Consider the following 12,483-nt stretch of genomic DNA (forward strand, 5'->3'; position numbering starts at 1 on the left):
ACAATGCATCACTACGCACGCTGGCTTGAGCTAAAAGAAGAAAATCCGGGTAAGTATGCGCGAGACATCGCAGGGTTAATGAACATCAGCGAAGCGGAGCTGACCTTTTCCCGCGTGTGCCATGACGCCTGGCGACTGCGCGGCGAAATCCGCGATATTCTGGGCGCGCTGGAAGCCGTGGGTGAAACCAAGTGCATCTGCCGCAACGAGTATGCCGTTCACGAGCAGGTGGGCAGCTTCACCAACCAGCACCTGAACGGCCACGCCGGGCTGGTGCTGAACCCTCGCGCGCTGGATCTGCGCCTGTTCCTCAACCAGTGGGCGAGCGCGTTTCACCTCAGCGAAACCACCGCCCGCGGCGAGCGACAGAGCATTCAGTTCTTCGATCGTCAGGGCGATGCGGTGCTGAAGGTCTACACCACGGACAACACCGACCTCGCCGCCTGGGGCGACGTGCTGACCCGCTTTATCTTTGCCGATAACCCGCCGCTTGAGCTGAGCGCTGGGGATGTCCCGGCTCACGCCGAAAACGCGGATGCCGCTCTCGTGGACAAGGAGTGGCGCGCCATGACCGACGTGCATCAGTTCTTCAGCCTGCTCAAGCGCCACAATCTCAGCCGTCAGCAGGCGTTTCGCCTGGTGGGCGACGACCTGGCCTGTAAGGTGGAGAACAGCGCGCTGGCACAGCTGCTGGAAGCGGCACGCCGGGACGGCAACGAAATCATGGTCTTCGTCGGCAACCGCGGCTGCGTGCAGATCTTCACCGGCGCGGTGGAAAAAGTCGTGCCGATGAAAGGCTGGCTGAACGTCTTTAACCCTGCCTTTACCCTGCATCTGCTGGAGGAGACGATCGCAGAGAGCTGGGTGACGCGCAAGCCCACGGCTGACGGTCACGTCACGAGCCTGGAGCTGTTTGCCGCCGACGGCACGCAAATCGCCCAGCTTTACGGCCAGCGTACCGAAGGTGAGCCGGAGCAGAGCCAGTGGCGCAGCCAGATTGACGCCCTGACGCCAAAAGGGCTGGCCGCATGAAAACGTGGTTAGCCCTGCTGAGCGCCCTGCCTCTTGTGGCGTTTGCCGCCGCGCAGGAGAAAATTGTCGCCCTTGGCGGCGACGTGACGGAGATTGTCTACGCGCTTGGCGCGCAGTCTTCGCTGGTCGCGCGCGACAGCACCAGCCAGTGGCCGCAGGCGGCAAACGATCTGCCTGACGTGGGATATTTACGCCAGCTTAACGCCGAAGGCATTTTGTCCATGCGCCCCACGCTGGTGCTGGCCAGCGACCAGGCGCAGCCGTCTCTGGCGTTGAAGCAGGTTGAACAAAGTCACGTCAGGGTAGTAACCGTTCCCGGCCGCAACGACCTGAGCGTCATTGACGAAAAGGTTCGGGTGATTGCCAACGCTACGCACCGTGAAGCCGAGGGGGAAGCCCTGCGCCACACGCTGCGTCAGGCGCTGGCGGCCCTGCCCTCCGCGCCCCTCAACAAGCGGGTGTTGTTTATCCTCAACCACGGGGGAATGACCGCAATGGCCGCCGGGCAGCAGACCGGCGCAGACGCTGCCATCCGTGCAGCCGGGCTGCAGAACGCGATGCAGGGATTCACCCGCTATCAGCCGCTGTCTCAGGAAGGGGTCATTGCCAGCCAGCCCGATCTGGTGGTGATTTCGCAGGACGGCGTGAACGCGCTGGGCGGCGAAGAAAACCTGTGGAAGCTGCCCGGTCTGGCGCAAACCCCGGCGGGACAGAACAGGCAGGTGCTGGCGATTGATGATATGGCGCTGCTGGGCTTCAGCGTGCGAACGCCGGATGCCATCCAGCAGCTGCGCGCCAAAGCGGAGCAACTGCCCTGATGTCCCGGCGGATCGCCTTGTCGTTGTGGATGCTGGCCGCGATCCTGAGCATCATGACGCTCACCGCGACCGGGTTTGGGGCACTGCACCTGCCGGTCAGCCTGCTGTGGAGCGGCAGCGATGAGGCCATGCGTCAGATCTGGCTTACCATTCGCCTGCCCCGCGTACTGCTGGCGCTGGTGATTGGCGGAGCGCTGGCGCTGGCCGGCTGTGTGATGCAGGGGCTGTTCCGCAACCCGCTGGCGGACCCGGGTCTGCTGGGGATCAGCAGCGGCGCGGCGCTGGCGGTGGCGCTGTGGGTGGTCATTCCCGCCGCGTTACCTGCCCTGCTGATGCTGTATGCCCCGATGCTCGCGGCGTTCCTCGGCGCGCTGGCCGCAACCGTCATTATCTTCCTGCTCAGCCAGCAGCGTCACGGCTCCCTGTCCCGCCTGCTGCTGGTGGGGATCGCCATCAACGCCCTGTGTGGCGCGGCCGTCGGGGTGCTCTCATGGCTCAGCAACGATGCCCAGCTTCGCCAGCTTTCCCTCTGGGGAATGGGCAGCCTCGGGCAGGCGCAGTGGTCCACCCTGCTGGCGGTAACGTCGCTGATGGTGCCCGTGGTGCTGATTATCTGGCGGCTGGCCGCCCCGCTCAACCTGCTGCAGCTGGGCGATGAAGAGGCGCACTATCTCGGGGTGGATGTTGCGATGGTACAGCGGATCCTGCTGCTGTGCAGCGCCCTGCTGGTTGCCGCGGCGGTAGCCGTCAGCGGCGTGATCGGCTTTATTGGCCTTGTGGTGCCGCACCTGATGCGCATGTGGCTGGGGGCCGACCACCGGGCCGTCGTACCCGGCTCGGTGCTGGCCGGTGCGCTGCTGCTGCTGGTTGCCGACACGCTGGCGCGCACCCTGGTCTCTCCGGCGGAGATGCCCGTCGGGTTATTGACCAGCCTTCTCGGCGCGCCGTGGTTCCTGTGGCTTATCTTTCGTCGCGGAGGTACGCATGGCTGAACGCTATTGTGCAGAGAAGATTTTCTTTCACGCCGGTCAGCGGACGCTGATCGACGATGTGTCGCTTACCCTCTCTCAGGGTGAGCTGGTCGCCCTGATTGGCCCCAACGGTGCCGGGAAATCGACGTTATTGCGGCTGCTTACCGGCTATCTCAAGCCCGCAAGCGGACGCAGCACTCTGGCCGGGACGCCGCTTGCGGACTGGCCGCCGGATACCCTCGCGCGTTACCGGGCGGTGATGCGCCAGAATACTCAGCCCGGATTCGACTGGCCGGTGGACGCGGTGGTCGGTATGGGACGCGCGCCCTGGACTCGCTCCCCTGAAGCGTCGGTAGTTGAGGAAGTGATGGCGATAACGGGCTGTCTACCGCTGGCGGGCAGACGCTATTCGACGCTCTCCGGCGGCGAGCAGCAGCGGATCCAGCTCGCCCGCGCGCTGGCCCAGCTCTGGTGCGACGGAGCCCCGCGCGGCTGGCTGTTTCTTGATGAGCCCACCTCCGCGCTGGATCTCTACCACCAGCAGCATCTGCTGCGCCTGATGAGATCCCTGACCCGTCGGGGTCATCTCCACGTGTGCGTGGTGCTGCACGATCTCAATCTGGCGGCGCTGTGGGCGGATCGCATTCTGCTGTTGCACAACGGCAGGCTGGTCTCCAGTGGCACACCGGAGGACGTGCTGCAGGCCGGGACGCTGGCGCGCTGGTACGGCGCGCAGGTGCGCGTCGGCAGCCATCCGGATCACCCCGTACCGCAGGTATTTCTCGCCCCGTGAGCGGGCTGGTAAAAATCCTTCAGCGTTTCCAGCAGGGCATGCGCCGCTTTAGAGAGCTGCGTGTGCCCCGGATGGATTGCTCCGATGCACTTTTCAATGGGCGGGTTATCCAGCGGTATACAGACCGCGCCCAGCGCCGTCATCTGCGCTTCGCAGAGCGCCGGTACGGCACTGCCGCCCAGCCCGCTGGCGACCATGCGACCTACCGTCACCAGCTGATGACTCTCCAGCGCCACGTCCAGCTTTCTGCCGCTTCGGGCCAGCTCCTCCTCCATCATCAGACGTACCGCCGACGGGCGCTGCAGGGTAATAAAATCCAGCGTCAGTAGCTCTTCCCAGGCCAGCCGCTTTTTGCCCGCCAGCGCGGAGTCCTTCGGCACAATGGCGACAAACCTGTCGAGCCCCAGCGGCGTAAACAGCAGGTTGTGCGTGGGGGCCGGCTCAAAGGCGATCCCCATCTCAACCCGCCCTTCCCGCACCATCTCAATCACCTGCTCGTTAATGACGTCATGCACGGTGACGTTAATCCCGGCGTGGCGATCGCGAAACGCCTTGAGCACCTCCGGTAAAACGTTGGCGGCAAATGACGGCATCGCCGCGACCGAGATTTTGCCGCGCTGCAGGGTAAAGCACTGGTGCATCGCCTCCTCCACATTATCCCAGTCGGCAAGCAGCTGCCGCGCCATCGGCAGAAACGTCTCCCCTTCCTGCGTGAGGGCAACCTTGCGCGTGCTCCGCTGCAGCAGCGGGCCGCCGAGCGCGTCTTCCAGACTTTTAATCGTCAGGCTCAGGGCCGGCTGGGAGAGATTTAAGCGTTCGCTGGCGTGCGCGAAATTGAGAGTGTGAGCTACCGCTAAAAACGCGCGTAACTGTTTGACACTCATTCTCATTTTTCATCCTGTTAACTAATTGAAAAGAATTAGTTAACAGGAAACTAATAAGAAAACCAAATGAGTGGGTCACAAATTCAAAATTAACAAATGAGTCGCCGCCCCTAATGATACCGGCACGGTTAACGGGAGGGATGACTATGGCAGGACTGGATAAGCGCGTCGGCAGCTATGCGCAGGCGCTGGACGGGCTGACGGACGGAATGACCTTGCTGGCGGGCGGCTTCGGCCTGTGCGGCATTCCGGAGAACCTGATTGCGGAGGTCCGACGCCGTCAGGTGAGAGATTTGACCGTGGTGTCAAACAACTGCGGCGTGGATGGATTCGGCCTGGGGATACTGCTCGAAACGCGGCAGGTTCGCAAAGTGGTGGCCTCTTACGTCGGCGAGAACGCGCTGTTTGAGCAGCAGGTGCTGAGCGGCGAGCTGGAAATTGAGCTTACGCCGCAGGGCACGCTGGCGGAAAAGGTGCGCGCGGGCGGGGCCGGTATTCCGGCGTTTTATACGGCCACCGGCTACGGCACGCCCGTGGCGACCGGCAAGGACGTGCGCCAGTTCGCGGGGAAGCACTACATCCTCGAGGAGGCGATCGTCGGTGACTTCGCGCTGATCAAGGGATGGAAAGCGGACTGGTACGGCAACGTCATCTATCGCCATACCGCGCAAAACTTTAATCCACTGATGGCAACGGCGGGCCGGATCACGGTGGTGGAGGTGGAAGAGATTGTTCCGCCGGGTGAACTGCCCCCGTCGGCCATTCACACCCCGGGAATTTACGTCGACAGGCTGATTGTCGGCCAGTTCGAAAAACGCATTGAGCAGCGCACCCTGCGCGCGCAAGGAGTGTGACGATGTTAACCCGTGAACAGATGGCCATGCGCGTCGCCCGCGAGCTGCGTGACGGTTATTACGTCAACCTGGGGATCGGCATCCCTACCCTGGTGGCGAACTACATTCCGGACGGGATGGACGTGATGCTGCAGTCGGAAAACGGCCTGCTGGGGATGGGGGCTTTTCCCGACGAGCAAACCCTTGATCCTGACATGATCAACGCCGGTAAACAGACCGTGACCGCGCGGACCGGCGCGGCCATTTTCGACTCGGCCCAGTCGTTTGCCATGATCCGCGGCGGCCACGTGGACCTGACCGTGCTGGGCGCATTTGAAGTGGACGTGGAGGGCAACATCGCCTCATGGATGATCCCCGGAAAGATGGTGAAGGGCATGGGCGGCGCGATGGATCTCGTTGCCGGGGCGCAGAACATCATCGTGGTGATGACCCACGCCTCAAAGAGCGGTGAGTCGAAGCTGCTGCCGCGCTGCACGCTTCCGCTCACGGGCGCGGGCTGTATCCGTCGGGTCCTGACCGATCTCGCGCTGCTGGAAATTCAGGACGGCGCGTTCATCCTGCGGGAATACGCCCCGGGCGTCAGTATTGACGAGATCGTGCGTAAAACGGCAGGGAAAATCATTGTGGCGGACGACGTGCGCGAGATGCGCTTCACCTGAGGGGTCAGCATGAAAAAGGTCATGATTGTCGGGGCAACGCGAACCCCCATTGGCAGTTTTCGCGGATCGCTCTCGTCCCTTTCTGCGGTTGAGCTTGGGGCCGTCACGGTACGGCGTCTGCTGGAGAACAGTGGTCTCAGCGCCGAACAGGTAGATGAAACGATTTTCGGCCAGGTGCTGACGGCCGGATGCGGGCAAAACCCCGCCCGCCAGACGGCCATCGGCGCCGGGTTGCCCGTCAGCACGCCGGCGACCACCGTCAACCTGGTGTGCGGCGCGGGCTTAAAAGCGGTCCAGCTCGCCGCCCAGGCGATCCGCTGCGGCGACGCGGAGGTGGTTATCGCCGGCGGTCAGGAGAGCATGAGCAACGCCCCGTATCTGCTGGACGGCGCACGTGCCGGGCTGCGTTTCGGGCATGCGGGTCTCAAGGACAGCATGATTACCGACGGCCTGTGGGACGCATTCAACGATTACCACATGGGGATCACCGCTGAAAACGTCGCCCGCGAGTATGACATTTCCCGCGAGCAGCAGGACGCATTCGCCGCCCGCTCGCAGCAAAAAGCGGCGTCCGCCATTGAGTCCGGCCGGCTTGACGCCGAGATAGCGCCGGTGACGGTGAAACAGGGTAAAAAGCCGCCGCTGGTTATTGATCGTGACGAACAGCCCCGACCAGGCACTACTGCAGAGCAGCTTGCGCAGTTGCGCCCCGCCTTTTTGCACGAGGAAGGCACCGTCACGGCGGGGAATGCCTCCACGCTCAACGACGGTGCCGCCGCGGTGCTGCTGATGAGCGAGGAAAAGGCGCGGGAGAGCGGATTGCCTGTCCTTGGCCGCATCGTGAGTTACGCCGTGACGGGCGTTGACCCGTCAGTAATGGGCATGGGCCCGGTCAGCGCCTGCCGGACGGCGCTAGCGCGGGCTGGCTGGACGCTCGACGAGGTGGACCTCATTGAAGCCAATGAAGCCTTTGCCGCCCAGGCGCTGGCGGTGGGCCAGCAGCTCGGCTGGGATGAGCACAAGGTCAACGTTAACGGCGGTGCCATCGCCCTGGGCCATCCGATTGGTGCTTCCGGCTGCCGAATCCTCGTGACCCTGCTGTACGAAATGCAGCGCCGTGACGTTAAAAAAGGGCTCGTCACCCTGTGCGTAGGCGGCGGACAAGGCATTGCCCTGACCGTCGAGCGTTAAACCTCTCGTTGGTACCCGAATAATAAGTAAAGTGAGGAGTCATAATGAGTGTGTTAATAGCCCTGGCGGCGCTGGCTCTGCTGATGCTGGCGGCCTACCGCGGATACAGCGTTATTTTGTTTGCGCCGATCGCGGCGCTCGGTGCCGTGCTGCTGACCGATCCGGGTGCCGTCGGCCCGACGTTTACCGGCCTGTTTATGGAAAAGATGGTGGGCTTCGTCAAGCTCTACTTCCCGGTGTTCCTGCTGGGTGCGGTGTTTGGTAAGCTGATTGAGCTTTCCGGCTTCTCACGCTCCATCGTCGCCGCCGCAATCCAGATCCTCGGGCGTCGACACGCCATCCCGGTGATTGTCCTGGTATGCGCGCTGTTAACCTACGGCGGCGTTTCGCTGTTCGTGGTGGCGTTTGCGGTGTACCCGTTTGCCGCCGAGCTGTTTCGCCAGAGCGGCATCCCTAAGCGGCTGATCCCGGCCACCGTGGCGCTGGGGGCATTCTCGTTTACCATGGACGCCCTGCCCGGCACGCCGCAGATCCAGAATATCATCCCCACCAGCTTCTTCGGCACGAACGCCTGGGCGGCCCCGTGGCTGGGGCTTATCGGCTCTCTGTTTATTATCATCTTTGGCCTGCTCTGGCTGGAGCGCCAGCGCCGGAAGGCGCTCAATAATAATGAAGGTTACGGCACGGATCTGAAAAATGAACCCGAGACGCCGGATAACATTAATCTCCCGCATCCGCTGATTGCTATCTCTCCGCTGCTGGTGGTGGGCATACTGAACCTGCTGTTTACCCGCTGGATCCCCGGCTGGTACGGCGTGAGTCACGAGCTTACCCTGCCCGGCCTGGCGAAACCGATTGTGACCGAGGTGGGCAAGATCACCGCCATCTGGGCCGTGGAGGCGGCGCTGATCGCCGGTATCGTGCTGGTGCTGATTTTTGGCTTTCGCAATATCCGGGGGCGTCTGGCTGAAGGCAGCCGAACAGCGGTGAGCGGAGCCATTCTGGCGGCGATGAATACCGCCTCGGAATACGGTTTCGGCGCGGTTATCGCGGCGCTGCCTGGGTTCCTGGTGTTATCCAAAGCGCTGGCGGCCATTCCGAATCCGCTGCTAAATGAGGCCATCAGCGTGACCGTGCTCGCGGGGATCACCGGTTCGGCGTCCGGCGGGATGAGTATTGCCCTTGCCGCCATGTCCGACTCGTTTGTCGCCGCCGCCCATGCGGCCAATATCCCGCTTGAGGTGCTGCACCGCGTGGCCTCGATGGCGAGCGGCGGGATGGATACCCTTCCCCATAACGGGGCGGTGATTACTCTGCTGGCTATCACCGGCCTGAGCCATCGCCAGGCCTACGGCGGCATTTTCGCTATCACCATCATTAAAAGTCTGGCAGTACTTTTTGTCATTGCCGTGTTCTATCTGACCGGCATTGTGTAAGGAGAGAAAAATGAATCTGAACGGTAAAACCGCCCTGGTCACCGGCTCAACCAGCGGCATTGGTCTGGGGATCGCCCGCGTGCTGGCGAAGGCGGGCGCGCAGCTGATCCTCAACGGCTTCGGCGACAGCGGATCGGCACGAGAAGAGATTGCGCAACTGGGCAAAAAGCCGGGCTATCACGATGCGGATCTGCGGGACGTATTGCAGATTGAGGCCATGATGCGCTACGCCGAATCGCAGTTTGGCGGCGTGGACATTCTTGTGAACAACGCCGGGATCCAGCACGTGGCTCCGGTTGACGCCTTCCCGGTAGAGAAATGGAACGACATTATCGCCATTAATCTTTCCGCGGTGTTTCACACCAGCCGGCTGGCGCTGCCGACCATGCGGGATAAAAACTGGGGGCGCGTCATCAATATCGCCTCCGTTCACGGGCTGGTCGCGTCGAAAGAGAAATCGGCCTACGTTGCGGCCAAGCACGGCGTGGTGGGCTTTACCAAATCCCTGGCGCTGGAAACCGCCCGCACGGGTATTACCGCCAATACTATTTGCCCCGGCTGGGTACTGACCCCGCTGGTGCAGCAGCAAATCGACAAACGTATCGCGGATGGCGTACCGCCGGAGCAGGCTCGCGAACAGCTTCTGGCGGAGAAACAGCCTTCAGGGGAATTTGTTACCCCGGAACAACTGGGCGAGCTGGCGCTGTTTTTGTGCAGCGACGGCGCCGTGAACGTTCGCGGCGCTGCGTGGAATATGGATGGCGGCTGGGTTGCTCAGTGATGAACAGGCCGGGTAAGGCAACGTCGCCGCCCGGCTAAAATCGCTAGCTTGAGCAGCTGACCTCCAGCCGCTTGCCCCAGTCGGGCGGGCGGCTGACGTAGTCATCATCCCGGTCGGCAAACGGCGTGCGCAACGCCAGATGCAGCCGGTGTAACTCGTCGTACTCACCCTGCTCTGCCTGCTCAATCGCCCGCTGTGCCAGCCAGTTGCGTAATACCATCGCGGGATTCGCTGCGTTCATCTGCGCCTGACGGGTAGCGTCGTCTACCTGCTCCTGCTGCAGCCGCGTGCGGTACTGTGCAAACCAGTCGTCAAACGCCTGACGGTCAATAAACTCGTCGCGCAGCGGCGAGGCGGCGCTGTGCTGCTCCGTCTGGCCCAGCATTCGGAAGGTGCGGGTGTAATCGCTCCCTTCACGCGCCATCAGGGTAAACAGGCCGTTGAGGATGTCGTTGTCGCCCTTCTCCTGGGTCATCAGCCCCAGCTTGTTACGCATCAGCGTGCCGTATTCCCGCAGCAAAAGGTCCTGATAGCTGTCGAGCGCATCGTTCAGGGCATCAACGTCGATAAACGGCGATAAGGTTTGTGCAAGCCGCTGGAGGTTCCACAGCCCAACCGCCGGCTGATTATCAAAGCTGTAACGCCCCTGATAGTCGGAATGGTTGCAGATATACCCCGGCTGATAATCGTCCAGGAAACCAAACGGACCGTAATCAAAGGTCAGGCCGAGAATCGACATATTGTCCGTGTTCATGACCCCATGAGCAAAGCCTACCGTTTGCCAGCGCGCAATCATCGTGGCGGTACGGGCAACCACGTCCCGGAACCAGAGAACGTATTTATCCGCCTCATCCTGCAGATGCGCCCAGTGGTGGCGAATGGCGAAGTCCGCGAGCTGGCGAACCTTGTCCGGCTCGCGGCGATAGTAAAAGTGCTCAAAATGACCAAAGCGGAGATGGCTTTGCGCAATGCGCATCAGCATCGCCCCCTTTTCCACCGTTTCGCGCGTCACCGGCGTGTCGCTGGTGACGATCGACAGCGCGCGGGTGGTGGGAATCCCCAGCGCATGCATCGCTTCGGATGCCAGACTTTCGCGTATCGTTGACCGCAATACCGCGCGCCCGTCGCCCATCCGTGAGTAAGGGGTAAGACCTGCGCCTTTCAGATGCCAGTCAACCGTCTCCCCGTTGGGAAGCCGTTGTTCGCCGAGCAGGATCCCCCTGCCGTCACCCAGCTGCCCCGCCCAGACGCCAAACTGGTGTCCGCTATAGACCTGAGCCAGAGGCTGCATACCGGGGAGAAGCGTCTCGCCTCCCCAGACGCCAGCACTGTCTGAACGCTGAAACAGATCGGGCGGAATGGCCAGCTCATCGGCCAGCCGTTCGTTATGCCAGATAAGACGTGAATTATGTAACGGTGTTGGTTTGAGTGCGGTGTAAAAGCCAGGCAACTCGTCATGCCAGTGAGCAGTAAAAGACAGGGTCATAAGTCCTCCTGCCTTTAGTGTAGAGGGTTTACCCGGACTTAAACACGGGCGAAAGGCAGGGTTATCGCTGCTGAACGAGCGTCGTGACGTGCTCCGCCGAGACGGCTGGCCAGAGCGCACCCTGCATGGCACCAAAATTGAAGGACAGAACGCGCTGCAGCAAACCGTGGTCGTCAATGCCGGAGACGATCACCGACTGGCAGTGCGGCGTTATTTGCCAGAGGATCGCGCGCATAAAAGGCTCGAAAGAAAGCTCAGAAGCACGCTGCTGGATGAATCCTTTATCAAGAATAACCCGTTTAAATAATCCATCATAGACGGCCTTAAGCGATGCAGCACCGGCTCCAAAGTTTGCCAGCACCAATGGAAAATGGATCGCCATTCTTGCCAGCTGCAGATCGTCCTTTCCGTTATTTAAACCTGGATAGTTCTCATTAACAGTAAACTCAAGAAACGGATAACGCTCAAGAATTGAAACAGCATTCCCATTACTTAATAAAAACTCAACAATTGCTGGTGTAATATTGATCCATGCAATTAACTGATGCTGAATAAAAAACAGTTTACAGGTATCAAGCAATTGCAGTTTTTCGTTAAACAGCGCTAACTCCTCTGCCGCTGAAAGCCGAGGGATAACGAGCTCAGTGGGGATCCTCACATCGGTGCCGACGCCAGTAAAGTTAACCAGTATTTCTAAACCTTTTAGCTCGCCTGCGCTATTACGGGCAGGCAGAAGCATCAGTTCAGACTGGTAAGCATTATCTAGCGTAATAATCATTGCACTCGCCCCGCATTAAAGATGAGAGAGGACATCCTGGAGCAATTGCTGACACAATTCCACTGTCTTGATTTTAATAAGTTTAATTTCATTAGTTCCGTATTAATTTTCAGATTTATCCCTGAATCTAAAATAATCTTATCCTGGTTACTGAGTAATAGCCAGTTTTAGATAAAACAGACACATAAGGATGTTGCTAATTTAGGTAAATTTAACTTTAATCAGCTTATTTGAGAAAAACGGCATGGTTTAATAGTTACCATGCCGACATAAGAAACGTGTTCGGGCAGTCTAAATACGTCGCGCCTGCCAGAAATTTTTACGCCAGTACACGTTATCGAGAGAAGAGCGCATCACGCCGCGGCTGGTAGAGGCATGAATAAACTGGTTGTCTGTATCATATATCCCAACATGCAGGCCGCTTTCTCCCGAGCCGGTTTTGAAAAAGACCAGGTCACCGGGAAGGAGATCGTCTTTATCAATTTCAGTGCCTATTTCCGCCTGCTTGCGCGTGTCTCGCGGAAGCTGTAAATCAAACTTGTCACGAAACGTCATCAGGACAAAGCCTGAGCAGTCCACCCCGCCGCGGCTCATGCCGCCGTAGCGATAAGGCGTGCCGCGCCAGTTGCTCAGCTGATCGTTAAGGCTGGCAATAACGGTGATAGAATCCGATAGCCGCGGATTAGGCGGCGGTGCACGATGGCTGCTGCATCCCGCAAGAAAGAGTGCCGCCACGAAGAGAAACCAGAATCGCATTTTCAGACGAATCCTCTGCTTTTATTGTTCTTTTGGTAATTTAG

13 protein-coding genes are annotated in these 12,483 nt (G+C 60.3%); 9 read left to right on the plus strand and 4 right to left on the minus strand.

Translation table 11 applies throughout. The features are described 5' to 3' along the window. Window positions 1-3 precede the first annotated feature (3 nt). The 4 genes from chuS to INF77_RS16580 are packed head-to-tail and all read left to right on the plus strand — an operon-like array spanning window position 4 to window position 3,614. Entirely contained in the window at window positions 4-1,032 is a 1,029-nt protein-coding gene (gene chuS, locus INF77_RS16565) for a hematinate-forming heme oxygenase ChuS (protein WP_193532576.1), read from the plus strand. Beyond that, window positions 1,029-1,850, plus strand: coding sequence for a hemin ABC transporter substrate-binding protein (locus tag INF77_RS16570; protein WP_193532577.1), 822 nt, complete (start codon window positions 1,029-1,031; stop codon window positions 1,848-1,850). The genes chuS and INF77_RS16570 overlap by 4 nt, the downstream gene beginning before the upstream one ends. Then, a complete protein-coding gene (locus INF77_RS16575; protein WP_193532578.1) occupies window positions 1,850-2,842 on the plus strand; it encodes an iron ABC transporter permease in 993 nt (330 codons plus the stop codon). Before INF77_RS16570 ends, INF77_RS16575 begins: the two co-directional genes overlap by 1 nt. Next, a complete protein-coding gene (locus INF77_RS16580) occupies window positions 2,835-3,614 on the plus strand; it encodes a heme ABC transporter ATP-binding protein (RefSeq protein WP_048956222.1) in 780 nt (259 codons plus the stop codon). Before INF77_RS16575 ends, INF77_RS16580 begins: the two co-directional genes overlap by 8 nt. Here INF77_RS16580 and INF77_RS16585 read toward each other — a convergent pair. Continuing rightward, window positions 3,581-4,504: a LysR family transcriptional regulator gene (locus INF77_RS16585; RefSeq protein ID WP_032644866.1), complete on the minus strand. Its 924-nt coding sequence runs from the start codon at window positions 4,502-4,504 to the stop codon at window positions 3,581-3,583. The two genes, INF77_RS16580 and INF77_RS16585, sit on opposite strands and share 34 nt — an antisense overlap. 140 nt (window positions 4,505-4,644) lie before the next feature. Here INF77_RS16585 and INF77_RS16590 point away from each other — a divergent pair, with 140 nt between their 5' ends. Genes INF77_RS16590 through INF77_RS16610 form a run of 5 tightly spaced genes read left to right on the plus strand, consistent with a single transcriptional unit; the run spans window position 4,645 to window position 9,419 of the window. Next, window positions 4,645-5,352, plus strand: coding sequence for a CoA transferase subunit A (locus tag INF77_RS16590; RefSeq protein ID WP_028012827.1), 708 nt, complete (start codon window positions 4,645-4,647; stop codon window positions 5,350-5,352). A 2-nt stretch (window positions 5,353-5,354) separates the two neighbouring features. Then, complete coding sequence (locus tag INF77_RS16595; protein ID WP_041910432.1) at window positions 5,355-6,011, plus strand: CoA transferase subunit B; 657 nt, start codon at window positions 5,355-5,357, stop codon at window positions 6,009-6,011. Window positions 6,012-6,020: 9 nt separating this feature from the next. Then, window positions 6,021-7,202, plus strand: coding sequence for an acetyl-CoA C-acetyltransferase (locus tag INF77_RS16600; RefSeq protein ID WP_192978965.1), 1,182 nt, complete (start codon window positions 6,021-6,023; stop codon window positions 7,200-7,202). A 41-nt stretch (window positions 7,203-7,243) separates the two neighbouring features. Further along, window positions 7,244-8,638, plus strand: a complete 1,395-nt coding sequence (locus INF77_RS16605; RefSeq protein WP_199886617.1) for a GntP family permease — start codon at window positions 7,244-7,246, stop codon at window positions 8,636-8,638. Between the two features lie 10 nt (window positions 8,639-8,648). After that, entirely contained in the window at window positions 8,649-9,419 is a 771-nt protein-coding gene (locus INF77_RS16610; RefSeq protein WP_047368360.1) for a 3-hydroxybutyrate dehydrogenase, read from the plus strand. 43 nt (window positions 9,420-9,462) lie between these two features. Here the strand turns inward: INF77_RS16610 and selO are convergent, their stop codons facing one another. The 3 genes from selO to INF77_RS16625 form a co-directional block, all read right to left on the minus strand. Next, window positions 9,463-10,905 (minus strand): protein adenylyltransferase SelO, encoded by a 1,443-nt coding sequence (selO, locus tag INF77_RS16615; RefSeq protein WP_047368359.1) that lies wholly within the window; start codon window positions 10,903-10,905, stop codon window positions 9,463-9,465. Between the two features lie 61 nt (window positions 10,906-10,966). Then, window positions 10,967-11,683: an EAL domain-containing protein gene (locus INF77_RS16620; RefSeq protein WP_028012821.1), complete on the minus strand. Its 717-nt coding sequence runs from the start codon at window positions 11,681-11,683 to the stop codon at window positions 10,967-10,969. 291 nt (window positions 11,684-11,974) lie between these two features. Then, a complete protein-coding gene (locus INF77_RS16625) occupies window positions 11,975-12,439 on the minus strand; it encodes a C40 family peptidase (protein WP_028012820.1) in 465 nt (154 codons plus the stop codon). Window positions 12,440-12,483 lie beyond the last annotated feature (44 nt).

This window comes from Enterobacter cloacae complex sp. P1B (genome assembly GCF_014982345.1).
In the GTDB taxonomy this organism is placed as follows: domain Bacteria; phylum Pseudomonadota; class Gammaproteobacteria; order Enterobacterales; family Enterobacteriaceae; genus Enterobacter; species Enterobacter bugandensis.

Excerpts from the sequence above, each read along its gene's own strand:
- INF77_RS16570 (WP_193532577.1), top strand. The coding sequence starts at position 1,029 with ATGAAAACGTGGTTAGCCCTGCTGAGCGCCCTGCCTCTTGTGGCGTTT.
- INF77_RS16610 (WP_047368360.1), top strand. The coding sequence starts at position 8,649 with ATGAATCTGAACGGTAAAACCGCCCTGGTCACCGGCTCAACCAGCGGC.
- INF77_RS16585 (WP_032644866.1), bottom strand. The coding sequence starts at position 4,504 with ATGAGAATGAGTGTCAAACAGTTACGCGCGTTTTTAGCGGTAGCTCAC.
- INF77_RS16600 (WP_192978965.1), top strand. The coding sequence starts at position 6,021 with ATGAAAAAGGTCATGATTGTCGGGGCAACGCGAACCCCCATTGGCAGT.
- INF77_RS16580 (WP_048956222.1), top strand. The coding sequence starts at position 2,835 with ATGGCTGAACGCTATTGTGCAGAGAAGATTTTCTTTCACGCCGGTCAG.
- INF77_RS16590 (WP_028012827.1), top strand. The coding sequence starts at position 4,645 with ATGGCAGGACTGGATAAGCGCGTCGGCAGCTATGCGCAGGCGCTGGAC.
- INF77_RS16620 (WP_028012821.1), bottom strand. The coding sequence starts at position 11,683 with ATGATTATTACGCTAGATAATGCTTACCAGTCTGAACTGATGCTTCTG.
- INF77_RS16625 (WP_028012820.1), bottom strand. The coding sequence starts at position 12,439 with ATGCGATTCTGGTTTCTCTTCGTGGCGGCACTCTTTCTTGCGGGATGC.
- chuS (WP_193532576.1), top strand. The coding sequence starts at position 4 with ATGCATCACTACGCACGCTGGCTTGAGCTAAAAGAAGAAAATCCGGGT.
- INF77_RS16595 (WP_041910432.1), top strand. The coding sequence starts at position 5,355 with ATGTTAACCCGTGAACAGATGGCCATGCGCGTCGCCCGCGAGCTGCGT.
- selO (WP_047368359.1), bottom strand. The coding sequence starts at position 10,905 with ATGACCCTGTCTTTTACTGCTCACTGGCATGACGAGTTGCCTGGCTTT.
- INF77_RS16575 (WP_193532578.1), top strand. The coding sequence starts at position 1,850 with ATGTCCCGGCGGATCGCCTTGTCGTTGTGGATGCTGGCCGCGATCCTG.